The following is a 24,552-nucleotide window of genomic DNA, read 5'->3' on the forward strand; positions in this document are numbered from 1 at the left end:
CTAATTGTTACATGCACAAGTAAAATAATGATGTTATACAACCTGGCCGGTACCGATAAACCGTAAGGATTAGTTGTTACTGCGCTCCAACTAGCACTGCCACTTCCAACTATTTCAGATAATGGCAAATCTGGCGGGGAATATGTCTAACTGAAGTCACCATTTGTCCGGTTCATGTATCAACCACTTCTATAATCCTGGTGCCGGTGTACTTTTGTTATGCCCGATGATGAGGAAAGCATCTGAAGGCGAATTATTAATCAAACTAATCCGAAAAACATGAACAACGAAACAACATTCAGCCGTCGCCGCTTTCTTGGTATCTCCGCATTAACAGTTGCAGCAGCAGAGTTAGGCGGTCTCGGTTTACTTAAAGCCGAAACCAAACAGGCAGATTCACCGGCACGGCAAAACAATACTCTTTTTTCTACAGCCTCTTTCGACTCGATCAAACAGATAAATGCAGGCCTGCTTAATATTGGCTACGCGGAAAGCGGCCCGGCAAACGGACAGCCTGTTATCCTGCTTCATGGATGGCCATATGATATACATAGCTATACTGAGGTATCAGCTATACTTGCCAAAGCCGGTTACAGGGTTATTGTGCCTCATTTGCGCGGCCACGGCACGACACAATTTCTTTCGGCACAAACTTTCAGGAACGGGCAGCAGGCAGCAATAGCTACCGATGTTATCGCACTAATGGACGCCCTGAAAATAGACCGTGCAATCATCGGCGGGTTTGACTGGGGCGCTCGTACAGCTAACATTGTGGCGGCATTATGGCCCGAGCGCTGCAAAGCAATGGTTTCGGTAAGTGGTTACCTGATAGGCAGCCAGGAAGCAAATAAAAAACCATTACCGCCCAAAGCAGAACTATCATGGTGGTACCAGTTTTATTTCAGTACCGAGCGCGGCCAATTGGGCTACGAGGCAAACAGGCGTGATTTTAACCGGCTCATCTGGGAAACAGCATCACCTAAGTGGAAATTTGACGACGCCACTTTCGCGCAAACCGCCCCGTCTTTTGACAATCCCGACCATGTTGCCATCGTGATCCATAATTACCGCTGGCGCCTGGGCCTTGCCGAAGGTGAGGCAAAATATGATGACCTGGAAAGAAAATTAGCAACCGCACCTCCAATCATTGTACCAACTGTAACCCTTGAAGGCGATACCAACGGCGCTCCTCACCCTAAGCCTGCTGATTATGCCGCGCGCTTTAAAGGTAAATATGCACATCATACTATTACCGGGGGCATAGGCCACAACCTGCCTCAGGAAGCCCCTAAAGCCTTTGCTGACGCCATTATAGAGGCCGAAAGCTTTGCCAGATAATAATCCCTTTTTTAAATAACACAGTAAACCAGGAAAGGAAATGTTAAAATGCATTTCAGATCCTGGTTTTTTGTTTACTTAAAATCAGGTGCTCACACCTGTCTGTCTTTCTAAAACCCTTTTGCACCTCTGGTGCAATCATCGTTGAGCTCTATTCATTAAAATCTGTTACCAGCAATCAAATCTTACAAAGGGCAAGACTGCAGAAATAGCCCCCTTCAATGCCCGAATCCCGCCCGGGCGGCAACTCAAATTGATTGCTTTAAACTGATCGTTTTATTTATAAGCTAATTAAATCTGTGAGAGTCTATTATAGCACAGCAGGCAACAGATGAGTTTGCGTAATTTAAACCTCTATGGGTTTGACCTGCGCTTGCTATACTATATATTTTACCAGACTGGCTTTATCAATTGGTTTTACGGGCTACCTTAAATCTGCGGAACAACCTGTTGGAACTCGTAGCGGTATCCAATACCATCATGGCAAAGATTGTATACCGCTCTTCAACAGGAAAAGGGCAGCCGTTAAAACGGTCGCCCCTTTCCATCTTTTAGTAAATGAATTAAAATAACATTACCTTATTTTTTTTCAGAACCATTTTTTGCAGCAGCTTCAATTACGCGGGCCACGGCGGCGGCCTGCGATATAAATATAACGTGACTGCCTTTAACCTCTGTAACTACAGCACCGGCACGTTTATACATTGCACGTTCCAGTTCGGGGTTGATGGCTTTGTCCATGGTGGCTACAATGCCATAAGTTGGTTTGGTTTTCCAGGCGGCCTGTGTTAATGGGGCTACAAAGCTTGAGCCAACAATCGGCTGTTGTGAATCAAACATAAAATCTGCTTTCGCTTCAGTCAAATCAGCTGCAAAACATTCGTGAAAGAGCGCTTTATCAAAATATACCAGGCCATTTTTATCGGCAGGCAGGATACCATTTTTGGCAAGTGCCGGGCCCGACTGATAAACATCCAGGGTCGACTGGCCAACTTCCGGTGCAAAAGCCGCAACATATACCAAACTTGTTACTTTGGGCGATACGCCGGCTTCGGTAATTACCGAACCGCCCCATGAATGCCCTACCAGCACCGCGGGGCCATCCTGTTTTTCCAGGGCGCGATTGGTTGCGGCAACGTCATCATTGAGCGAAGTAAGCGGGTTTTGCACAACAGTTACGTTGTATCCATCCTTTTTTAATATTTTATATACGCCTTCCCATCCCGATGCATCGGCAAAAGCGCCGTGTACTATCACAATGTTCTTTACAGCAGGTGTAGTTTGAGCCAAGCTGTTTTTTGGGCTGAAAGTAGACAAAAAGACTGCGGCAGCAGCTATTGTTAGTTTGGTAATGTTGATTTGAGTTTTCATTTTGTTAAGTATTTATTTACCCCCAAAAGTATCTTTCAACTTGCCGCATACCGATCTAAAGTGCCTTAACCCGACAAAGAAGTCTCCGAACCGGACATTTCAAACATTAAAAAAATTGGGACCAGCCATTGCATGTTAATATTTAACAGCATAATAAAAATCCGTCTTTCCGACCCCGCCGGTTTTAGTTTATAGGCCTATCACCGGGATCGCTGCAATCATTATCTGAGGGATAGAAAACTTTAAGGCACGCTTTAATTAACATATTGAAGCAGTTTACATCAATGCCCTATGGAAGTCGGGGTCCGGATTGTCCGACCAGGAGCTTAGTTTGTCTGCTTCACCCCGAAAGTGGTTAGATATCCGTTGATTTTGCCACAATTTTGAGCCATCAAACAACTCAAAACTACATATCATGACAACAAAAACAGTAAAAACAATCTATTGGATAGGAACAGCATTGACTTCATTATGGTTTGCAGCAAGCGGATTTGGCGAGCTGACCAAAAACCAGTTTGTGTGGGATATCACCTTAAAACTGGGCTATCCTCCACACTTTATTTATATCCTTGGTGTCGCTAAACTTTCGGGAGTAGCTGTTCTTTTAACACCTAACAGATTGCTTAGATTAAAAGAATGGGTATTTGCAGGTATTTTCTTCGATATTATATTTGCTTTTTTGTCTAAAATCGCTGTGCTCGGTTTTCCCGCCACCATTGATGCCATTGTTGCATTTATCATGGTAACAGTAACCTACCTGATGTTTCGTAAACTTTATCCGGCTACATACGCAGCCCCTGCCGTTGTATAAAATGCTAAGTTGCAGCAGGCCGGTTCATAATACATCGGCTATTTCAGGCTTTAAGCAATCCCAAAAGAGGCTATCCCCATAGATAGCCTCTTTTGCATACACATTACCCTGCCGCATGATTATCCGGCAAGGGCCGGCGCTCTGCCGGTCGCTTAATCTTCAAGAACAGGGGCATCCTTTATTTTTTCCAATACCGAGCCAGGTAAATACGGTCTGCCGCCAGTTGCCGGCACACAGGTGCCCGTAAATACAGCTTTAGTCATTACCTTATTGTTGCATATTATCGATTGTTTAAAGTGCAACTTGGGTAAGCCCCCTTTATCAGTATACAAGGTGCAGGTAACTTTAAATTCATCGCCCTTTTTTAGTGATCTGAGAAAGCTGATGCTATAGTTTGAAAGTACCATGTAAATCCCGTTTTTGGCTTCGGTTTCAAAATCAAATCCCAATATTTCCCTGATATAATCATGCCTGCAATATTCCATATAAAACGGATAATATAAACCATCCATGATCTCCTGTACATCTATATGCTCATCTTTTGCAATATAGGTTTTTGAGTATTCCATAATAATTAACCTTTTTGTTGGATTGCAAAGCTATTGAACCTTTTGGTTTCAGGAAATGAGAGATCTGAATTTTAATGGATCAATCCGGGCTTTGTCAAATAAAAAAGCCCCACATGTTTGTGAGGCTTTGCTCCTGAGGCTGGGCTCGAACCAGCGACCCTCTGACTGTTAGGCTTAATTTCATTGAAAACAGGTAATTCAATTCCGCGCTCTTATCGGAGATCAATGATTCCAATCCCATAACCGCATTAGCGATGCGTTGCACTATTGATATAATAGCTAACGAGGCACTGATACAAAACATCAATTACAAAAAGTTAATATTTCCATAACAGCTTTTTTGGGTGGTTATAGATGTAAATTAATTATGACGATCCGGACATCACTCCGGGAATGTCCGAGTCGGACACAAAAAAATAAAAGAAATAATTAGATTTTGATAGTTGAGAACTAAATAAAATCTGAGTGTAACAAAATATGATGGGTAAAATAATAGAATACCTAAGCCTTAATTTAAATATACAATGCCCGACTAATTCAATTAATTAATAATGTTGAGGATTTAGGCTTTAAAAAAAACGTGTCGCTATCTACCTTGTTAAAAACATTAAGATATAAAATCCATATTTTTAAACATGACTTTTGAATTTACGGTGCAGGCAGGTTTTAATTTTGTCAAAAGCTTTGGCAACCATTTTAATATTCCCGTTTTCAAGAATGAACTGAAAATTCCGCCGCATATGGGCGAAGGTCACATTAAGGCGATTGATGTAGCACCCGGCTTTAAGTTCGTATTGCATCATTATACTTTGAAAGAGGAATTTCATTTAAAGCGTAAGTCCCCCGCTGAAGTCAGTGATTTGATCTCCATTGTATTCAACAGTAATGAGCTACCTGCAGGATCTGCTATTGACCGGGAAACGGCGGTAGAATTTTTAAAGAAGAATGGGTCGTCAATCCAAATCGCCTCCACCGCTATATCCACCGAAACTATTTTTCCCGCCAATGTCGAGGTCTATTTTGGTGTCATCGGCATCAAGAGGCAATTGCTTTCCGACATCCTGCGGGTAGACCAGGTTAATGGTCCTTTGGAAACTATTTTAAATAGCGATAATCTATTCTTCTATCATGAAAAGATGTACCCGGATGTGGCGAGGGTTTTGAAGCTTGTTTCGGAGATCAACGAACAAAATAAATTGAGCGAGCTATTTTATAGTAACAAGGCGCATGAGATGATCTACCTGTTGTTTGATAAACTGCTGGAAAGGGACAGCGACAAACAAAGTCCTGTTAACAAAGCTGATATAGATAAATTATACCTGATCAGGACTGCTGTACTGGCTGACTTGGGTCAGCCACCTCATTTAAGCGAACTTGCAGCCAATGCCGGCCTGAGCGAAACAAAAATGAAGCATTTGTTTAAGCAGACCTTTGGCGATACTATTTATAACTTTTACCAGAATGAAAGGATGCAGGAAGCCGGCTTTTTATTAAAACATGCGGGTTACTCCGTTTCTGAGGCTGGTTACCGGCTTGGGTTTTCGAACCTCAGCCACTTCTCACGGCTTTTCGAAAAACACTTTGGAACCACCCCCAAAAAATACACGCTCGTCGGATAGGACTATTTTTCGGGCTTGAGGCGCTATTTTAACCGTCATATCCTGCGGACATTTGACATATCAAATAAAACAAACGATATGAAAAAGTTACTGATGCCCTATACCAGCCAGGCACTGAATTTAAAGAATCATTTAGTGATGGCACCCATGACCCGCAGTCGTGCTATTGACAACCTGCCCAACGCACTTATGAAAGAATATTACAGCCAGCGCCGCGGGGCCGGGCTGATCATTACCGAGGGAACTGCTCCTGCACCGGAAGGCCTTGGTTATGCCCGTATTCCCGGCATATTCTCTAATGAACAAATTGAGGGCTGGAAATTAACCACCGCAGCGGTACACCAAAACAATACCAAAATTTTCCTGCAGCTGATGCATACCGGCCGCATCGGCCACCAGGCTAACCTGCCAGAAGGAGTGCGAGTGATTGGTGTTTCTGCTATCCCGGCGGCAGGGCAAATGCATACCGATACAGCAGGTATGCAGGATTACCCCGTACCTGTAGCATTATCAACGCAAGGGGTAAAAGAGGTGATCGGCCAGTATGTCACCGCTGCAAAAAATGCAATAGCTGCTGGTTTCGACGGCGTGGAACTACATGCTGCAAATGGCTACCTGATCGAACAATTCCTTAACCCTAACGTTAATGACCGTACCGATGTTTATGGCGGAAGTATTGAAAACAGGTCCAGATTTGCTATTGAAGTTGCACAACAAGTAGCAGAAGCGATAGGTAAAGAAAAAACAGGTGTAAGAATTTCGCCTAACTCTACCCTTGGCGACCTGCAGGCTTATGAGGCAGACACAACCGAGGAAACATACATTTATTTAAGCCGGGAGTTTAACCGGATTGGCCTGGCCTATATCCACATCAGTCTCAGCCCGCAGGTTCCAGCACAAACCTTAAACGCCATCCGTACCGAATTCGAAGGAACGCTCATTTACTGCAATACCTTTACTGCCGAAGGGGCTGAAGCCGAACTGGATAAAGGAGATGCAGACCTGATCGCATTTGGTAGGGGATTCCTGGCCAATCCCGATCTGGAACAGCGAATCATCCATGGCTCAGAACTGAATGCCCCTGACTTTACCACCCTTTACACACCGGGCGCTAAAGGCTATACAGATTATCCGGTATTATTTAATTAATTCAATAAGAGATCAAAAATGAAAAAGATAGTTTATCATAAATTCGGCGACGCCGATGTGTTGGAAATGACCGATACAGTTATTCCAGAGGTCAGTGAAACAACAATCCTGATCAAGGTCAAAGCAGTCTCCATCAATCCCCTGGACTGGAAGATAAGAAACGGCGAAATGAAATTAATGTCAGGCAGCAAATTTCCAAGAGGCACCGGTATCGATTTTTCAGGTATAGTTGAGGCAACCGGTAGTTCCATTAAAAACTATAAAGAAGGAGACGAAGTATACGGCCTGCTTGATGTTTTTAAAGGGGCGGCTTTAGCTGAATATATTATTGCAGAGGAAAAAGATATTGCAACTAAACCCATGGGAATTTCTTTTGAGCAGGCGGCCGCCGCGCCGGTGGTAGGCTCTGCGGCGATCCAGATGTTCGATACCTTAGTCAATATTCAAACCGGCTCGGAGGTGCTGATCAATGGTGCTTCCGGAGGAATAGGCATGTTCGCCATACAGATTGCCAAAACGAAAGGAGCCACCATTACAGCCGTTGTAAGTGATGGTGGCTTAAAGGCAGCAAAAGATTGGGGCAGTGATTTTGTAATTAACTACCGCAAGGAAGATGTTCTTAAAGCCGGAAAGCTTTACGATGTGGTGATCGATCTGTCTAATCAAATGTCTTATAGCGTTGCAAAAAAGATTATGAAGACTTCTTCTGTCTATGTGCATACTGCTCCGGGGCCAAAAGAAATCGTCTCCGCTTTTTTCATCAGTCTTTTTTCACCCCAAAAATATAAGGTCCTCATGCTTAAACCTTCGCAGCTATATTTAAAAGAACTTAAAAGATATATAGAAGCGGGACTTTCTGTCTTAGTCAGCAAGGCTTATTCCTTTGATTCATTTAAAACTGCTTACGCTGAGGCTCCTAAAGCGCACATCGTCGGAAAATCAGTAATCAGGGTTAATTGAAAAAAGTCAAACCGATAGGGGATGATGACTGAAATAAAAGGTCATAATTACCGGCAAAATAGCGATTCCGACAAGCCATTTTTTTTCACTACCCAGCGACTATCGAAAAAGTATTCAAATTTTATGCAAATAAAAAACCCCACTCGCCAGAGTGGGGTTAAATCATTGATTTTAAGGCTCCTGAGGCTGGGCTCGAACCAGCGACCCTCTGATTAACAGTCAGATGCTCTAACCGGCTGAGCTACTCAGGAGTGTTGTCCGGTTGGGGATTGCAAAAGTATAATTTTCATTGATATTTCACAATTTTATTCAACTTGTTATATTCTGTTGTTTCAGCGTTACGTGGCACTTGTATTCTTCCCTGCCCATTTTACAAGTTTGTTAACCAGGTCATCCAATTTAAATGGTTTGCTTATATAATCGTCCATACCTGCATCTATACAAATTTGCAGATCGGATTGGAGGGCATTGGCCGTCATCGCTATAATAAAAGGCCGTTCGGGGAAACGCTTCTTTATTATTCGCGTAGCTTCCAGGCCATCCATTTTGGGCATTTGTACATCCATTAAAATAACATCGAATGTTTTTTTATTAACCAAATCCAGTACCTCCAGGCCGTCTGCTGCCAAAGCGGCTTCATATCCTAACTTACTCAATATCTTCATGATCAGTTTTTGGTTCATCTGGTTATCTTCGGCAACCAAAATCCTCAATGGGTAACTTTCTGAAAAATTATCAGGCAGTTTATGATTTGCAGTATCGCTGTGCAGCGACTCATGAGTGGCAGAACTTACATGCTTGCCAAGTTCCTTTATAATGTGCTTGTATAAGTTATGCTGTTTTGCAGGTTTGGTTAGTATAGAACAAAACAAACCGGGGTTATCTTTATGGAAAACATAGCTGATGGAGCTTAACAGCATTATAGGTAATTCGGGGTATTTGGCCCGTATTAAGGTTGCCAGTTCAATCCCATCCATAAAGGGCATTTGCATATCGGTAATAACAAGCTTAAAATCATGCTGCTGCTGCGCCAGGATCTCAAGAGCCTGTTCGCCTGATTTGGCTACTACCGGGCTTAGTTGCCACTGCTCCAGCTGAGCCTTTAAAATTCTGCAATTGGTATCATTATCATCAACAACCAAAATTTCGCTCTTTTCAAAACCCTGCATGGTATGGTTTATTTGTACAGGGTCCTGTAGTAAACTTTTTTGCGAATGAATAGAAAACCTGAACGTACTTCCTTTGTCAACTTCACTTTCTACACTGATTTTGCCGCCCATTAATTTTACAAGTTGTTCACTGATAACCAGGCCAAGACCTGTACCTCCGTATTGCCGGGTGGTTGATGAGTCAACCTGCGAAAATGCTTTGAATAGCCGGTGCAGTTTATCGGCAGAAATACCAATGCCGGTATCTTTTATCTCAAAGCCTAATTCGATGTGGTTATCATCCGATATGCTGAGCAAATGCACGGCTACATAAATTTCACCCTTTTTGGTAAATTTGATAGCGTTACTGATTAAATTGATCAGGATCTGGCGAAGCCTTAAACTATCGCCAATAATTTGCGCCGGTACATCATAGTCAATCTGGTAAACCAGGTCCAGCTTCAGGTGGGCGGCTTTTAAGGCAAAAACATCAAAAACTTCTTCAATACAGGTGCGCAGGCTAAAATCCTTTTCCTCCAGCTCCATATTGCCCGATTCTATTTTCGAAAAATCTAAAATATCGTTAATTACCGCCAGCAGATCTTCACCGCAGGTTTGTATGGATTCGGCAAAAGTTCGCTGCTCCTCGTCCAAAGGAGTTTCGGCCAGTAATGATGCCATCCCGATTACCCCATTCATAGGTGTGCGGATCTCATGGCTCATGGTAGCCAAAAATATGCTTTTAGCCTTGTTAGCTTCTTCGGCCTCAAGGGCTAATTTTTTTTCAACTTCTATGGCACGGGCCAGCTGCCCGGTACGTTCTTTTACCTGGCGCTCAAGCTCGGCCTTTTGCTTTAATATAGTACGTGTGCGGATAAGATAAAATGCCGGGCCGCTGATTATAAAAATTAATGCTACAACTAATTTAAACCACCAGGTAAGCCAAAAAGGAGGCTGAATGTTGATGATGATAAATGTGCCTTCGTTATTCCATTTGCAATCATTATTTGATGCCTTAACCCTGAATGTATAACTACCCGGATCAAGGTTGGTATAAGTGGCCGTTCTTTTATTGCCAACATAATTCCAATCTTTATCAAACCCTTCCAGCTTGTAGGCATATTGGTTTTTTTCGGGAATGGTATAATTCAGGGCCGCAAACTCAAATGTAAGTACCGACTGTTTGTAAGATAGGTTTATGGAGTCTGTTTCGCTGATATCTTTTTGAAGCGGGGTGTTTTTAGCCCCGGCGTTTACCTCCTTATTGAAAATCTGCAGCCCGGTAATATAAACAGGAGGGACAAAGTCATTATCTTTTAAACTATCGGGATAAAAAGTACTGAAGCCGTTTACGCCGCCAAAAAACATTTCCCCGTCGGCAGTTTGAAAACAGGAATGGCCTTTAAATTCATCTCCCTGCAATCCGTCAGAAATGTCATAGTTTCTGATGGCTTTTGTTTTGGGATTAAACCGCGAGATCCCCTTGTTGGTGCTTAACCAGAGGTTACCTTTGCGGTCTTTCAAAATCGCATAGATCACATTATTAGGCAAACCCTCTCTTTCGGTGTATATAGTAAATGTTTGGTTATGCTTGTTAAACAGGTTAAGGCCGCCGCCGTTGGTACCTATCCATATATCACCGTTATCGGTTTCGATAATCGACTCGACAGTGTTGTTTGATAAGCTGCGTTTATCCCTCTCATCGTGCGTGTAGTGCGTAAAGCGGCCTGTTTTAGGGTTAAATACATTCAACCCGTTATCATCAGTGCCTATCCACATATTACCCTGTTTATCCTGAAACACTGCTGTAACAATATCACTGCTTATGCTGTTGTTATCTTCCGGGTTGTTCCTGTACCGTGTAAAGAGACCGGTTTTTACGTTATAATGATTAAGGCCCCCTTTCCAGGTACCTAACCATATATTGCCGTCACGGTCTTTATACATATTGTTGATATCTGAAAGGGAGAGGCTACGCGGATTATTTGCCTGGGGCATGTGATGTGTAAAGGCTCCCTTTTTTTTATCAAACAGGTCAAACCCGCCAATATGATAACCAATACCAATAACATCTTTATTTATTGGCACTATGGCCATTACATAATTATTACTTATGGTGTTGCTGTTATTATCACTATGCAGGTAATGAACAAAGGTCTTTTTCTTGCGATTAAATAAATTAAGGCCGCCCCCGTCGGTGCCTATCCAAATATTTTCGTCACTATCATCACCGGAGATGGCCAGCACGTTGTTGTTGCTCAAACTATTCGGGTTGTTGGGGTTTTGACTGTAGGAACTGAATTTATCGCCAAAGCCAGGCAAAAAATCAACACCGCCCGAATAAGTGCCTATCCAGGTATTCCCCGTATCATCTTTATATAAACAATAAACCGAGTTACTGCTCAGGCTGTGATGGTCGTTTGCATCAAATTTGTAGCAAGTAAATTTATTGGCCGGATAATCGAGCACACTTATGCCGCCATTTTCGGTCCCTATCCAAAGCTTCCCGTCGCTGTTTTCGAGTATCGAAAGAATATCGTTATGGCAAATACTGTTGCTGTTATCAGGGTCGTGTTTGAAATTTATAAATGAATTGTTTTTACTGTTATATAATGCCAGGCCTCCTCCATGTGTACCTGCCCAAATATTGCCCTTGCTATCTTTGTATACCGCCTTTATCCAGCTGGCGCCGATGCTGTTTTGATTTGCAGGATCATGAACATAACCAATAAACTTACCACTTTGTGGATTAAAATGGTAAAGCCCGTCATCGGTACCTATCCATAACCAGCCATTATTATCCTCAGTAATCTGGTAAATGAAATCGTTAGCTATACTGTTTGCGTTATTTGCGGCATGTGTAAATCTTTTAAATGAACCATTTGCGGCATTAAACAGATATAAACCTTTGCTGGTGCCCAGCCACATCCTTTTTTTGCTATCCAAAAAAACAGACTGTACAGCAAAAGTTAAATGATTGGAATAGTGGATAAATGTATTTGTGGCCCGGTCAAATCTGTCAAGCCCGCTTTCGGTTCCAATCCATAAATTATGATAACTGTCTTCCGTTATAGCTAATACATAGTTTTCATTGATAGTTGCTTTATTATTCTGGTCGTGCTTATAATGGGTAAACTTATAACCGTCGTATTTATTAAGGCCATCTTCGGTGCCAAACCACATAAAACCACGACTATCTTTAATAATGGTTACTACATGGCTTTGGGAAAGGCCTTCGTTTGTGCTAAGCTGTTTAAACTTAAGGGTGGGTGTTTGCGAATAGGATAATCCAGGAAAAAGCAGGTATAAACACCAGATAAAAAGCGATATTGGCCTCATTATTATTTTGCTGGTAGTTTTATCGTATTTCTAATGCTTCCCAGTGATACGGTATTTATGGAAAATAGTTTCGTATAACCTGTTGTTTTTGCCCATTTAACAGCTATTGTTAACTCAGGAGAAATATTAATTACAACCTACCTATCAGTATCCGGCAGCTGTTTAATCTCTATATTCCTGAAATCGACGGGCTGCCCTTCACTTTGCAGAGCGATAAAGCCGCTGCTTAGTAATTTGCCATCCTGCTTGTATTTAGGATCATAGCCATGTGCCACGCCGCCGCCAATGGTAGGCCTTGAATATTGAAGTACGGTATCGCCGTTGATAATATGGGTAATTAATTTGTTGCCCTGAACAATCAGTTCGCCTTTTACCCACTGGTCACCGTCATAGGTTTTTGAAGTAGAGTTGATACAATGGTCGGGCGAAACCTTTCCTTTATAAACAACATCGGTGCCGGGCGAGCACATATTTCCTGTTGGCCTTGGTTTCCCGTCGCCCAGGCCGCCTAATAACTGCATTTCTATCGATATCGGCCAATCCTGGTCCTTTAGCATAGTTCGGGGATCCTGTGAATGAAACATGACGCCGCTGTTAAGAAGCGTGTAGTCTGGCGCGCCTTTTTGCTGTTTACCAACAAAGCGGTATTCAAACCGCAGGTGATAGTAAGAGAACGGGGTTTTGTAATACAAATGACCAAACTGATCGTTGAAATCGCTGTACTGATCATAGCTAACCCTGATCATGCCATCTTCTACCCGGAAGGTATTGCCATAATTTTCGCCAACCAGGTGATGATTGATCTTTACAAACCAATCGTTAATGTCGGTCCCGTTAAACAGCTTCGTCCAGCCTTTATCGGCATTGCCGGCGTCAGCCAGTTTTTTCGGCCCGGCGCAGCCTAATATGAGGAGGCAGGAAAACATAAAAACGCGTGTTATTTTCATAGGTGGTAAGGTATTATGCTTTTTATAGATAAATTGAATGCTTTTGTTCACTTAACGCTTTGCTAACCGGTATTTCGAAAGTTTGCTCAATATTAATTTTGCTGACCCTCCTTTACCGTAAGTTTTATCTCTTATGCTACGAATTTAAGAAATTCAGGCCATGTTTTATTGCTTTTAATGCTTTGCCTGTTAAGGTACGCTGAGGCCGCTTTTGTTCAAGATCTCTTTTTAGCCAAGTTTTTTTTGCAGCCAGTTACGAACCGGCTCATCATACCATTTCAAAGTAATATACGCCAGGAAAATTGCACCAATCAAAATAGCTAAAGCATAAGGCCAGGCCTGCACTATGGTTACGCCTTTATGATTGCTGATCCATGCTACGTAAAAATAAACCAGCGGATAATGCACCATGTAAAGAGGGTAGGATATATCGCCGAGAAACCTGCATACCCTGCTCTCCGTTTGGGTATGGACCTTACCGCCGGCACCAAGATAAACGATAAGCGGAAAAATGATAATAATGCAAACGGACTCGTAGATCCCGTTCATCCAAAGATGGGCAGCACCGCCGATGCGCGGCATATACATTACTATCGATATTAAAACACTGCACCATAAAAATGCGTGCCTGATGCGGGCTGGTTTAGCAATACGTGAAAGCAACAGGCCGGCAAAGAATGGGTATATGGTGCGGGTAATGCCAACGCGCACCTGTTCCACGTTAAGTGTCCAGCCGCCGCTGACATCTCCATTGGTGATAGCCAGGTGCGCAAGTGCTACAGCTGCAACGCATACTAAAACCGACAATGTAGTTTTTGAAAATTTTCTTATCCAAACCGCATAAAGAATGTTGGCGATGTATTCAAAGAACAATGACCATCCTACGCTGTTAAGAGGATGCATTTCCTGCCAGCCGCGAATATCCAAAGACAGCGGTACTGGTAGGATGGTATAACCGATCAGCATTACCAACAGCATCTTCCAAACCGGTATAGTATGAATGAGCGGCCACAGCGTAGAATCTGTAAAATAAAAACCTATGGCACCCAATGTCATCCCGAGAATTACCATAGGCTGAAGTCGCTCGATACGGCGTTTAAAAAAACTGCCGATTGTCATTTTATGCCAGCGGTCGTCATAAGCATAGCCCATAACGAAACCCGATAGCAGGAAAAAGAAATCGACAGCCAGGTACCCGTGGTTAACTATGATATCCAGATGACCGCTTCCCAATGGTTCGGTTAGGTGAAAGGTAACTACGATAATGGCTGCAACACCGCGTAAGCCATCCAGTATCGGATAATGCGGCTTGGTGATCAGTTTATTATTGTCCATGTATAAGATTAGAGTTGGTCGATATTGGGCCGGATGCTAAAACAGGTGTTGCCGGTGTTCAGCGGGCGTTTTTCTTTCCTGTGCATGTATATGCCGGCAAGACCAATGACTTAAATCGGTTAGATTGGTTCATGAACAGTATATAATTGAAGTCTTATTCAGATCGTAAAAATAAGTGAAAGTGATGCCGGGATATCTTCATATCGTGTCAAAATACACGCATATCGTCTCATTTTCGCATGTTTTGTATCTAAATTCGAGGAATCCCCAATTAAATTGTCACTAAGTTGGATCAGAAAAGCGCGGCAGTTATTGTTAAATGGTGACATTGACCATTACCTGCAAAGTAATCTACAGAATATAGATATAAAAAAAGCCTCACATGTCTGTGAGGCTTTTGCTCCTGAGGCTGGGCTCGAACCAGCGACCCTCTGATTAACAGTCAGATGCTCTAACCGGCTGAGCTACTCAGGAATCTAATCCGGTTTGGAGTGGGGCAAAGGTAAAAACTCATCGGATATTTCACAATTTTTATTAAAAAAAATTTTAATTATTTTTCACAGGCTTTTTTAGCCCCTGATTATGTGCTACTTAAAACCCAAAGACACACTACAGCATTTTTTTAGCGATGGCAATTCTTTCTGCAAAGCCCCTTTTTTTCAGCTGCCAGTTTTCTGAACCAGCTTAAATTATGTTTTCTCCAATGAAAATTGGCATCACAAACCAGCAACAATGAATGATTATCCCTTAATTTTCACAATATTTGCGGCGAAAAAATATAAATATCTTTACATGAGTTTGTTAGTTATTGGCACTGTGGCCTTTGATGCCATTGAAACCCCTTTTGGTAAAACCGATAAAATAGTAGGCGGCTCTGCAACCTTTGCAAGTTTGGGTGCTTCTTACTTTTATGATAAAATAAAAATCGTTGCGGTTGTTGGCGATGATTTCCCGCAGCACGAGATTGAGGACCTTCAAAAGCACAACGTTAATACTGAAGGCCTGCAGATAAAACAGGGCGAAAAATCATTTTTCTGGAGCGGGCGTTACCATAACGACATGAACAGCCGCGATACTCTGGTAACTGAGCTTAATGTATTGGAAGCTTTCGATCCCATTATCCCTGATAGTTACCAGGATTGCGAATACCTGATGCTGGGCAACCTTTCTCCGCAGGTACAGCAAACAGTTATAGCGCGCCTTAAAAACCGCCCTAAGCTTATTGTAATGGACACCATGAACTTTTGGATGGATATTGCCCTTGATGAGCTTTTAAAAACCATCCAGCTGGTGGATGTGCTAACCATTAACGATGCCGAAGCCCGCCAGTTATCCGGCGAGTTTTCACTGGTTAAAGCTGCCCGCAAAATATTAACCATGGGCCCTAAATACATCATCATTAAAAAAGGTGAGCACGGTGCATTGCTGTTCCATGAAGATAAGATTTTTAGTGCCCCCGCCCTTCCATTGGCCGAAGTATTTGATCCTACTGGCGCTGGCGATACTTTTGCAGGCGGCTTTATTGGCTACATGGCTAAAGTAGGCACCGTTAATTTCAACAACATGAAAAACGCCATCATTTTTGGTTCGGCCCTGGCCTCATTCTGTGTTGAAAAATTTGGTTCAGAAAGATTAAGAAACCTTAGCGAAGAGGAAATAGCCGCCCGGATCCAGGAATTTGTAGGCTTATCTAAATTTGAATTGTAAGATAGCTGTTTAAAAACATTAATTTTTTAATGTAGAGACACATCACATGCGTCTCCCGTTTGCAATTCAAGATGTATAGTAACGCTCTAAAAAGCAGCTTGCCCTATGAGAGACGCATGTGATGCGTCTCTACAAAAAAGAACTTTTATAAAGCATTTTAGGGTATGTTCAGAAGAATCTCTAAAATACAAAAAAATAAACCCTCTATATGTTTTACATACAGAGGGTTTACAAATAATATAATTGTAAATCAATAACTACAGGCAGAATAACCGGGTTCCCTATCCTTTCAACACTTCCCTGCTAATCACTATCTTCTGGATCTCACTGGTGCCTTCGCCTATAGTGCAAAGTTTGGCATCACGATAAAACTTCTCAACAGGGAAATCCTTGGTATAACCATATCCACCGAAGATCTGAACAGCCTCGGTGGCTGTGCGAACCGCCGTTTCTGAGGCAAAATATTTGGCCATGGCCGATTGTTTTGTTACCGGCAGGTGGCGGTTTTTCAGATCGGCAGCCTGCATGATCAGCAGTTCGGCTGCTTCAATTTCGGTAGCCATATTGGCCAGCTTAAATGCTATCCCCTGGAAATTACCAATAGGCTGTCCAAACTGGCGACGTTCTTTGGCGTAAGCAACCGCCGCTTCAAAAGCACCTTTTGCAATCCCTAACGAAAGCGCCGCTATCGAGATCCGGCCGCCGTCTAACACTTTCATGGCCTGTTTAAAGCCTTCTCCCTCAACACCCAGCAAATTTTCCTTTGGCACACGGCAGTTATCAAAAATAAGCTCCGTGGTTTCTGAAGCACGCATACCCAGCTTGTTTTCCTTTTTACCATGGGTAAAACCCGGCGTACCTTTTTCAATCACCAGCGCTGAGATCCCATGCGAATCGCCCTTGTTGCCTGTACGCACCATCACTACCGCCACATCGCCCGATTTACCATGGGTTATCCAGTTTTTTGAGCCGTTCACTACATAATGGTCGCCATCCAAAACGGCGGTGGTGTTCATACCCAGCGCGTCCGAACCGGTGTTGGCCTCGGTTAATCCCCAGGCACCAAGCCATTCGGCAGTGGCCAGTTTGGGCAGCCATTTAAGCTTTTGCTCTTCATTGCCAAAGGCAAGGATATGCCCCGTACAAAGCGAATTATGGGCGGCAACCGATAAACCTATAGCGCCGCAAACTTTGGCTATTTCACTGATCACGGTTACATATTCAAAATAGCCGAAACCGGAGCCGCCATATTGTTCGGGCACAAAAACGCCCATCATACCAAGCTCGCCCAATTGTTTAAATAAGTCGATAGGGAAAACCTGGGCTTCGTCCCATTCCATTACATGAGGTTTTATATAACGTTCGGCAAAGTCTTTGGCCATCTGGCCAACCATTTGCTGATTTTCGTTCATTGCAAAATCATACCCACCTGTTGAGGGGGTATCGGTTAACAAAGTATCCATACATTTATAATTGGTTACTACAAAATAACGCATAAAAAACGAGATTGGTTTGCCCCTAAAATCCTGCAAATCAAGAACAATTTGGTATTGGGTATGAATTATAGGTTTAGTTAAAACAGAGTGGTTTTAGGGAGAGGAAACTGATGAAAAATATTTTTCAGGAATTGTGGAAGACACACAAAGATAACAACCCATCGGGGCTAACCGCTACCAACTTTACCGATTAAAAAAGGTCAGCTCAGGCACGTGCCGGGCCGTTAAAAACGAAAAAGGGGCACCCCTGCCCCTTAATCTATTAACTAACCTTATGAAGAATGAATTGTATAAAAATGCTGATTAATTTGCAGTGCCGTTTTTCACGTCGATCTTAAACGGAGTGGGCTCAGGAAGCCAAAGCTTACCATCTCCGATCTGAACAGGCATCCATAAATACCGGGAATCCCATTGTTCTTTCGGCTTCCAGATATCCCCCAGGAACAATACTGTCGTATCCTTCTTCCCGCTAACTTTGAGCAATAAGGTAGATTGCGAACCATATGTGTTTTTTTCCTTCGGCGCTATGTCTTTAAACTCCGACCACGGACCTTCCAGGGTTTTTGCTGTTGCATACCGGTTAGGATTGGGCTTCCAGCCGGTAAGCGCGGAGCCTATGGCGTAATAAAGGCCATTATAATGCACTATAGCCCCCCCTTCCATATGCTCGGCTATCAGGCACATTTCCCGGTCAATGCTGAGGCAATCATCCGAAAGCCGGACGATATGAAACCCAAGCGGACGGTCTTCGAAAACAAGATATGGCGTACCATCATCATCTATAAACTGGCCAATGTCCCGGCTTTCATGCTCCAGGGGCCTGAAGCTTTTCAGGTATTTAAAATCACCATCAGGGCGGTCGCTTACGGCGATGCCAACCCGGGCAAACTTATAAGTTGCATTGTCAAGATGGAAATACATGACATATTGCCGGCTCTTTTTGCTGTAGAAAACTTTGGGCCTTTCCAGGACCCAGCGCTGCCCCAGGTTTTCGGGATCGGTCATCTGAACAACATCACCTTTGAATGTCCAGTTCGTCAGGTCTTTTGACGCATAACAGCTAACATAACGTTTGTTTGAATCCAGTCCCCGACGTCTTTCTTCTCCGTACCAATAGTATGTGTTCTTTATTTTTATAATCCCTCCGCCATGCGCCTGGATATGTTCTCCCCGGTTATCGGGCCAAACTTCTCCGGGATTTATGATTTTTTGATGCTGTGCATATACCTGGCCTGTAATCAGCAAAGTCATGACAGCCATGGTTATTCTTTTTAAAAGTATTTTTTTAATCATTCGGTGTTTTTTGAAGGTCAGGAAATCTTATATAATGTTTTTATGAAAGCACCAGTTCGGTTGTGGCTATCTTACTGCCTTCAGAAAGTTTAATACGCAGTTGATTGATGCCCCTGTGTACATGATTAACTACCGACTGATATTGTAACCCCGTTACTTCAGCAATCTGATCGTAATTCCAATTATCAAAATATCTTAAAAAGATCATCTCCTTTTGGCGCTTTGGCAAGGTATTCAAGGCAAGGGCGAGCATGTGCTCCACTTCTCTCCCGGTTTCTTCCAAAACAAGCACATCTTCCCTCGAAAAAACAATATCGATATCATGGCTTGCTGATAAGCCTACAAACTCGGGCCGCGAGGCCTTTAAAAAATTAATGGCAAGTGACCGTGCCGATTTAAAGAAATAGTATTTAACATTTTTAATAGGCCCAAATGTTATCCTCCGCTCCCACATTTTTATAAACAGTTCCTGTAAAACATCCTGGGCTGCATCCTCATCTTTAATAATTTTATAGAGGTAGAAATACAAACCGGAATACAGTTCGTCATGTATCCTGCCAAAAGATTTGACATTTCCGTGGAGGGCTTCTTCCCACCATGTAGTTAGCTGGTTACAATTGTTCATATTGGCTTTAAAAACTGGTTTCTCTTTCAATTGGTCGTTACCGACTTTAGGAACCTAAGCTGAAAACCGATTTACATAATCGATTAAGTAAGTTTGCCTGTGGTTCTAATAACTGGTTTATATAAGCTAATATGAATAGATTTTATTCGGCAGATGGGACTCAAATTGGTCATTTATGCGGTATAAATTCGGCAATTTATCAATTTACTCAATTGATTAAGCAATGGAGAGAATATACATAAATAACTTAATATCAGTTAATTATATTTTTATTTTTCTTAAATACAGGTCTTTTTTGCTTAAGAAAGTCTGATGGGTTAGCGCCGAACAGTTTAAAAAACTGATCGCGGAAGTATTTAATGCTGTTAAAGCCTGTTTCAATGGCTACTTCATTAACATTCATATCCGACTGGATCAATAGCTCAGCCGCCTTTCTGAGGCGTATGTAGCGGATGAAGCTATTAACGGTATGACCCGACAGCGATTTAATTTTGCGGTAAAGATTTGAATGGCTCATGCCGATCTCTGAAGCCAGTATTTTGATGTTGAAGTTTTCGTCGGTAATATGCTGCTCAACAATTTCGATACATTTTTCCAGGAAGTTTTTATACTCATCCGAAATAGTGAAGTTAACCGATTTCAGGGTAATGGTATTATAAAAATAGCTTTGAAGGTTACTCCTGTTTTGCAGCAGATTGGCAATGCGCGCAACCAGTACATCTTTATCAAAAGGTTTGGAAATATAGTCATCGGCGCCGCTTTCCAGTCCTTTGATCTTATTTTCGGCAGATGAGCTGGCCGTTAGTAAAATCATCGGGATATAGCTCAATTGCTGGTCCTGCTTAATGGTTGAGCAAAGTTCAATGCCATTTAAACCAGGCATCATTACATCACAGATAATAAGATCGGGCTGCTTTTCTTTCGCTTTCTGTAAACCGGTCAAACCATTATCTGCCTCGTAAACCCTGTAACGGCTTTCAAGAATGGAACAAATGTACGACCTGATCTCGCTGTCATCATCAATAACCAGGATCCTTTGCTTGTCGGTAAAAATCTTATCAGCTTCAAAATCAATATCATTAATTTGGCCGGCTTCAGCTATTGCCGGCTGGTCTTCAACCATTTCACTAAGCAAAGGCGATAAATCAGCGGCATCGGCTGCCGCTGCCACATCCGGCGAATAATGAGCTTTACCCTTTAACAGGGTTAAACAAAAATCAGAGCCGTTACCCGGCGCACTTTCAAACGTTAATGAACCGCCGTGATCTATCGTAAACTGGCGGGCCAGGAATAAACCGATCCCAAAGCCCCCTTTTGCCGCCTGGCCGTGTGTATTTGACCTGTAAAATTTTTCGAAGATATGCTTACCCGCTTCCGGAGATATTCCCGGGCCATTATCAATCACATTGATCACCACCTCGCCCGGCCCCGATTGCAGGCCAACACACACGGCTTTCCCGGCCGGAGTATATTTAATAGCATTGGATATGAGGTTAAACAGGATAATCTCAATCTTTTCCCTGTCTCCGTATATCAGTACCGTCTCTTCCGGCACGTTTAATTCAAAACTGATACCCGAAAGCCTGGCCTGCTGCACAAAACATAAAAATACTTCCCGGCAAACAAGGGTAATGTCCATTGGCGCAATTTGCAGGATCCCAGCGCCCGAATCGGCCTTACGAAACAGCAGCAGCTGATCAACAAGGCTTAACAGGCGCCTTGAATTACGATAAACAATATTAAGTTCCGCACGGTTCTCAGGGCCAATTTTGGCGAGCAAATCCCTTAAGGGGTTGATGATGAGCGAAAGGGGCGTACGAAACTCATGAGAAACGCCCGTGAAAAACTCTACGCGCCGGTCATTCAATTCGCGTTCCTTTTCCTGCAGGTCGCGCTGGTGTGCAGCGGCGGCATTGGCCAGTTGTACCTCATATTTAAGCCGCGTTTCCCTGAACCTATAACGCAGGTACCAGTAAACAACCCCCGCAAGCAACATCGCGTAAATGAGGTAAGCCCAGATGGTACGATACCAGGGCGGCAAAATAATGATATGAAGATGAATTTCACGGCTGATCCATTGCCCTTCGGCATTGGTACAGTTAATTTTTAATGTATACGTACCGGGTGCTAAACGGGTATAAAGCGCGTTACGCTGCCGCCCTGCATAAACCCATCCCCTGTCCCAGCCCTGAAGCATATAACGGTAACCGATCCTATCCTGCGCGGTAAATTCGATAGCTGCGAAACTAACGGCTATTGATGCCTGATCGTAAGGAATCTCTAACGACCGGATAACATTCCCGGCATTCGTCTTCACATAGTCCGGATAAGTACTTATGGGCTTATTGTTAATTTTAATATCAGTTATAACAATGTTGGGGATATCATGCAGGGGCAGGATTGCCTGCGGATGAAACATCGTGACACCATTGATCCCCCCAAACGCAAGCTGACCATTGTTTAGCCTTAAGCCCGCGTTAAAGTTAAACTCATTGCTCGCCAGGCCATCGCTTTCAAAAAAATTGGTAAAACTAACGGCTTTGGGATCAAATCGGCAAAGTCCGTTGTAAGTGCTTAGCCACAAACGCTTTTGCGCGTCTTCCAAAATGGCCAGTACCGTATTATTACTAAGTCCGTTACTGGTGGTATAGTGACGAATTATTTTTTTCTTAGATGCTGAAAAATACAACAAACCGGCCTCTGTGCCTAACCACATGTCGCCGTTATCTGCTTTCTGCATTGACCTTACCGCTTTGCCTACCGGATAAAACTTATGTGCGTTGCTTTTTTGATCAATCTTATAAACACCTTCGAAATTTCCTGCCCAAAGGTTTCCAAAATGATCTTCGCCCATTGACAGGATGTTGGTCAGTGCCGCATCATACAACCTGAATTGGTTGTTGTGCTTATCATATAGAAACAGCCCGTCCTGTAAGCCGCTGGCCCAAAGATTTCCAGCATGGTCCAGGTACAGGCACCAGAACACTATCCGGCTGGCAACTCCCTGCCTGTCTATACCCCGAAATGTAGTGAATGTATTGGAACCCGGCTGGTACAGGTTAATACCGCCTCCATAAGTGGCAATCCAGGTCCTCCCTTCCCTATCCCCGGCAATACTGGTTACAAAATTTGAGCTTAGGGTTCCCGGCTGTGAAGCATCATGGCGAAAATTGGTGAAGTGATGCGCCTGCCGGTCCCAAATACTCAATCCGCCGCCGTCGGTACCTATCCACAGCCTGCCATCGGGGGCTTCATATAACGATTTAACAAAGTTACTGATAAGGCTATTGGCGTTCAGGTCATTATGCCTGATATTTACAAATCGTTCTTTCACCTCATCAATAACATTTACTCCGCCCCGTAATGTACCGATCCACTTTCTGCCTTCGCGGTCTAAAAACAAAGCATAAACAGCACCACTTGAAAGTGAGTGCTCATCACTTCCCGCAGGCAGATAGCTGATCTTGTCGCGTCTGCTATCCAGGATCTGGATCCCGCCGCCATCAGTACTCACCCAAAGTGTACTATCGGGCATGACTTGCAGGCTCGTTATCCTGCCCGATTTGAAAGGCCCGTTAAACTCATCAAAAAGACGGTCATATTGCCCTGTTTTGAAATCATAATGGTGCAGGCCCTGGGTTGTGCCTACCCATAAACCATTGCCCTCCGGATAAATACAGGTAGCGCCGGTAACCGAAGGGTTCAATAACTTCAGACTACCGTGTGCGGCATCGTATTTAAAAAGGCCGGCGGCGCTGATCAGCGCATAGATCTCGTCGCCAGGCCCAACATACAACGCGTTAACGCTATAACCCTGTACAGCTTTTCCGTTTTCATAGTATGGTATAACATGGCCGGTTCGTTTGCCCTTATCCATAACAATAAGGCCGTTGGAAAGGGAGGCAATGAAAATACGCCCGGAGTGGTCCGTTTTGATATCCCTGATAAAGGATGTCACGGGTGTTTCTTTGCCGGCCAAAATTGCATACGCCGGAGAAAACTCTTCTGTTACCGGGTTTAAGATACTTATGCCCTGGCGCGTACCTACCCATAAATTATTGGCCGCATCCTCTGCAATACAATTAATAAAATTATGAATAATTGATTGTTGCTTTTCGGGCTGATTGCGGTAAATACGGAAGTCATATCCGTTAAAACGGTTCAGGCCATCATAAGTGCCAAACCACATATAGCCCGAATGATCCTGGAAAATGCACCGTACTTCGCTGTTGGAAAGCCCGTCTTTGAGGCCAAGCCGCTGAATATTGGGCAAAGCAAGCGCTGCGGCATTGCTGTTTAAAATCAGTGCTCCTAAAATAATTACACAGCACCAACGTGCGGCTGCTTTAAAAGGCCGCATACAGGAGGATGCCGGTTGTTGAATACTGCTCAATTTGAATATAAGTGCGCGAAACATTTGGTTTGTGTTTCAAAAACTGTCCCGTCAGGTTAAACATTACTCCTGGCGCTTCTTTTTAGGTTCCTGATTTATTTTCTGAACAATTGAATTCCAGCTTTTTTTGATCGTTTGTTCGTCTGCTTTCGGATTCTTTATCTGAAATAGCTCTAAGGGTTCCGCTTCGTTTCGCTTTTTTTTCATAAATCGATACACTATCATGTCTGCACCCTGTTACATTTACTCAAAACAAAAATATAATTATCTGACAAATAAAGAACAAGGATTATATCCGTGCCCCAACCGATCATTTTCCTCAATATTCCCTGCTGTTTATCCTTAACAAAAAGGGCTTCCTTTCAGAAGCCTTATTATAACCAACTTAACTAAACCGAACGGTTTATTAGGGGAGAGTTACAACAAAGACAATCCCAAACAGGTTTGATACT

At 43.1% G+C, this 24,552-nt stretch carries 16 protein-coding genes and 2 tRNA genes; 6 read left to right on the forward strand and 12 right to left on the reverse strand.

Annotation, left to right across the window (positions count from 1 at the left end; all coding sequences use genetic code 11):
* Positions 1 to 279 precede the first annotated feature (279 nt).
* The gene (locus tag BLP33_RS24200) at positions 280 to 1,338 is read left to right on the forward strand and encodes an alpha/beta fold hydrolase (RefSeq protein ID WP_090534034.1); all 1,059 of its coding nucleotides are present in this window, start codon (positions 280 to 282) and stop codon (positions 1,336 to 1,338) included.
* A 407-nt stretch (positions 1,339 to 1,745) separates the two neighbouring features.
* Here BLP33_RS24200 and BLP33_RS27580 read toward each other — a convergent pair whose 3' ends face one another.
* Entirely contained in the window at positions 1,746 to 1,886 is a 141-nt protein-coding gene (locus BLP33_RS27580; RefSeq protein WP_175490104.1) for a hypothetical protein, read from the reverse strand.
* Positions 1,887 to 1,917: 31 nt separating this feature from the next.
* A complete protein-coding gene (locus BLP33_RS24205; protein ID WP_090534036.1) occupies positions 1,918 to 2,709 on the reverse strand; it encodes an alpha/beta hydrolase in 792 nt (263 codons plus the stop codon).
* Between the two features lie 415 nt (positions 2,710 to 3,124).
* Between BLP33_RS24205 and BLP33_RS24210 the strand changes: the two genes are divergently transcribed.
* Positions 3,125 to 3,520 (forward strand): DoxX family protein, encoded by a 396-nt coding sequence (locus BLP33_RS24210; protein WP_090534038.1) that lies wholly within the window; start codon positions 3,125 to 3,127, stop codon positions 3,518 to 3,520.
* A 152-nt stretch (positions 3,521 to 3,672) separates the two neighbouring features.
* Here the strand turns inward: BLP33_RS24210 and BLP33_RS24215 are convergent, their stop codons facing one another.
* Complete coding sequence (locus BLP33_RS24215) at positions 3,673 to 4,089, reverse strand: acyl-CoA thioesterase (protein ID WP_090534040.1); 417 nt, start codon at positions 4,087 to 4,089, stop codon at positions 3,673 to 3,675.
* Between the two features lie 635 nt (positions 4,090 to 4,724).
* Between BLP33_RS24215 and BLP33_RS24225 the strand changes: the two genes are divergently transcribed.
* The 3 genes from BLP33_RS24225 (at position 4,725) to BLP33_RS24235 (ending at position 7,817) form a co-directional block, all read left to right on the forward strand.
* The gene (locus BLP33_RS24225; protein ID WP_090534044.1) at positions 4,725 to 5,708 is read left to right on the forward strand and encodes a helix-turn-helix transcriptional regulator; all 984 of its coding nucleotides are present in this window, start codon (positions 4,725 to 4,727) and stop codon (positions 5,706 to 5,708) included.
* 78 nt (positions 5,709 to 5,786) lie between these two features.
* Positions 5,787 to 6,857: an alkene reductase gene (locus tag BLP33_RS24230; RefSeq protein WP_090534046.1), complete on the forward strand. Its 1,071-nt coding sequence runs from the start codon at positions 5,787 to 5,789 to the stop codon at positions 6,855 to 6,857.
* Positions 6,858 to 6,875: 18 nt separating this feature from the next.
* Complete coding sequence (locus tag BLP33_RS24235) at positions 6,876 to 7,817, forward strand: NAD(P)-dependent alcohol dehydrogenase (protein WP_090534048.1); 942 nt, start codon at positions 6,876 to 6,878, stop codon at positions 7,815 to 7,817.
* A gap of 177 nt (positions 7,818 to 7,994) precedes the next feature.
* Here the strand turns inward: BLP33_RS24235 and BLP33_RS24240 are convergent.
* From BLP33_RS24240 to BLP33_RS24260, 5 genes are all read right to left on the reverse strand, one after another.
* Positions 7,995 to 8,068: transfer RNA gene (locus BLP33_RS24240), tRNA-Asn, on the reverse strand.
* An 87-nt stretch (positions 8,069 to 8,155) separates the two neighbouring features.
* Positions 8,156 to 12,304 carry a hybrid sensor histidine kinase/response regulator gene (locus BLP33_RS24245; RefSeq protein WP_090534050.1) on the reverse strand — a complete coding sequence of 1,383 codons (4,149 nt, stop codon included), beginning with the start codon at positions 12,302 to 12,304 and terminating at the stop codon, positions 8,156 to 8,158.
* 137 nt (positions 12,305 to 12,441) lie between these two features.
* The gene (locus BLP33_RS24250; protein ID WP_090534052.1) at positions 12,442 to 13,251 is read right to left on the reverse strand and encodes a 3-keto-disaccharide hydrolase; all 810 of its coding nucleotides are present in this window, start codon (positions 13,249 to 13,251) and stop codon (positions 12,442 to 12,444) included.
* A 228-nt stretch (positions 13,252 to 13,479) separates the two neighbouring features.
* Entirely contained in the window at positions 13,480 to 14,586 is a 1,107-nt protein-coding gene (locus tag BLP33_RS24255; RefSeq protein WP_090534054.1) for an acyltransferase family protein, read from the reverse strand.
* 400 nt (positions 14,587 to 14,986) lie between these two features.
* Positions 14,987 to 15,060, reverse strand: a tRNA-Asn gene (locus BLP33_RS24260).
* 318 nt (positions 15,061 to 15,378) lie between these two features.
* On the opposite strand from BLP33_RS24260, the gene BLP33_RS24265 reads away from it, so the two are divergent.
* Positions 15,379 to 16,293, forward strand: coding sequence for a PfkB family carbohydrate kinase (locus BLP33_RS24265; protein WP_090534112.1), 915 nt, complete (start codon positions 15,379 to 15,381; stop codon positions 16,291 to 16,293).
* 281 nt (positions 16,294 to 16,574) lie between these two features.
* On the opposite strand, the gene BLP33_RS24270 is transcribed toward BLP33_RS24265, so the two are convergent.
* The 4 genes from BLP33_RS24270 to BLP33_RS24285 all read right to left on the reverse strand — a co-directional run bounded on the left by BLP33_RS24270 (position 16,575) and on the right by BLP33_RS24285 (position 24,067).
* Entirely contained in the window at positions 16,575 to 17,756 is a 1,182-nt protein-coding gene (locus BLP33_RS24270; protein ID WP_090534114.1) for an acyl-CoA dehydrogenase, read from the reverse strand.
* 336 nt (positions 17,757 to 18,092) lie between these two features.
* On the reverse strand, positions 18,093 to 19,082 hold the full coding sequence (locus tag BLP33_RS24275; RefSeq protein ID WP_217633222.1) for a family 43 glycosylhydrolase: 990 nt from the start codon (positions 19,080 to 19,082) through the stop codon (positions 18,093 to 18,095).
* Between the two features lie 40 nt (positions 19,083 to 19,122).
* Entirely contained in the window at positions 19,123 to 19,707 is a 585-nt protein-coding gene (locus BLP33_RS24280; RefSeq protein WP_090534056.1) for an RNA polymerase sigma factor, read from the reverse strand.
* 253 nt (positions 19,708 to 19,960) lie between these two features.
* Positions 19,961 to 24,067: a hybrid sensor histidine kinase/response regulator gene (locus BLP33_RS24285; RefSeq protein ID WP_175490105.1), complete on the reverse strand. Its 4,107-nt coding sequence runs from the start codon at positions 24,065 to 24,067 to the stop codon at positions 19,961 to 19,963.
* Positions 24,068 to 24,552 lie beyond the last annotated feature (485 nt).

The sequence above is a fragment of the Mucilaginibacter sp. NFR10 genome (assembly GCF_900100445.1).
Taxonomy (GTDB): Bacteria; Bacteroidota; Bacteroidia; order Sphingobacteriales; family Sphingobacteriaceae; genus Mucilaginibacter; species Mucilaginibacter rubeus.

What these genes read in the sequence shown, in the direction of transcription:
- BLP33_RS24200 (WP_090534034.1), top strand. Translation starts at nt 280, where the DNA reads ATGAACAACGAAACAACATTCAGCCGTCGCCGCTTTCTTGGTATCTCC.
- BLP33_RS27580 (WP_175490104.1), bottom strand. Translation starts at nt 1,886, where the DNA reads ATGGAAAGGGGCGACCGTTTTAACGGCTGCCCTTTTCCTGTTGAAGAG.
- BLP33_RS24205 (WP_090534036.1), bottom strand. Translation starts at nt 2,709, where the DNA reads ATGAAAACTCAAATCAACATTACCAAACTAACAATAGCTGCTGCCGCA.
- BLP33_RS24210 (WP_090534038.1), top strand. Translation starts at nt 3,125, where the DNA reads ATGACAACAAAAACAGTAAAAACAATCTATTGGATAGGAACAGCATTG.
- BLP33_RS24215 (WP_090534040.1), bottom strand. Translation starts at nt 4,089, where the DNA reads ATGGAATACTCAAAAACCTATATTGCAAAAGATGAGCATATAGATGTA.
- BLP33_RS24225 (WP_090534044.1), top strand. Translation starts at nt 4,725, where the DNA reads ATGACTTTTGAATTTACGGTGCAGGCAGGTTTTAATTTTGTCAAAAGC.
- BLP33_RS24230 (WP_090534046.1), top strand. Translation starts at nt 5,787, where the DNA reads ATGAAAAAGTTACTGATGCCCTATACCAGCCAGGCACTGAATTTAAAG.
- BLP33_RS24235 (WP_090534048.1), top strand. Translation starts at nt 6,876, where the DNA reads ATGAAAAAGATAGTTTATCATAAATTCGGCGACGCCGATGTGTTGGAA.
- BLP33_RS24245 (WP_090534050.1), bottom strand. Translation starts at nt 12,304, where the DNA reads ATGAGGCCAATATCGCTTTTTATCTGGTGTTTATACCTGCTTTTTCCT.
- BLP33_RS24250 (WP_090534052.1), bottom strand. Translation starts at nt 13,251, where the DNA reads ATGAAAATAACACGCGTTTTTATGTTTTCCTGCCTCCTCATATTAGGC.
- BLP33_RS24255 (WP_090534054.1), bottom strand. Translation starts at nt 14,586, where the DNA reads ATGGACAATAATAAACTGATCACCAAGCCGCATTATCCGATACTGGAT.
- BLP33_RS24265 (WP_090534112.1), top strand. Translation starts at nt 15,379, where the DNA reads ATGAGTTTGTTAGTTATTGGCACTGTGGCCTTTGATGCCATTGAAACC.
- BLP33_RS24270 (WP_090534114.1), bottom strand. Translation starts at nt 17,756, where the DNA reads ATGGATACTTTGTTAACCGATACCCCCTCAACAGGTGGGTATGATTTT.
- BLP33_RS24275 (WP_217633222.1), bottom strand. Translation starts at nt 19,082, where the DNA reads ATGATTAAAAAAATACTTTTAAAAAGAATAACCATGGCTGTCATGACT.
- BLP33_RS24280 (WP_090534056.1), bottom strand. Translation starts at nt 19,707, where the DNA reads ATGAACAATTGTAACCAGCTAACTACATGGTGGGAAGAAGCCCTCCAC.
- BLP33_RS24285 (WP_175490105.1), bottom strand. Translation starts at nt 24,067, where the DNA reads ATGCGGCCTTTTAAAGCAGCCGCACGTTGGTGCTGTGTAATTATTTTA.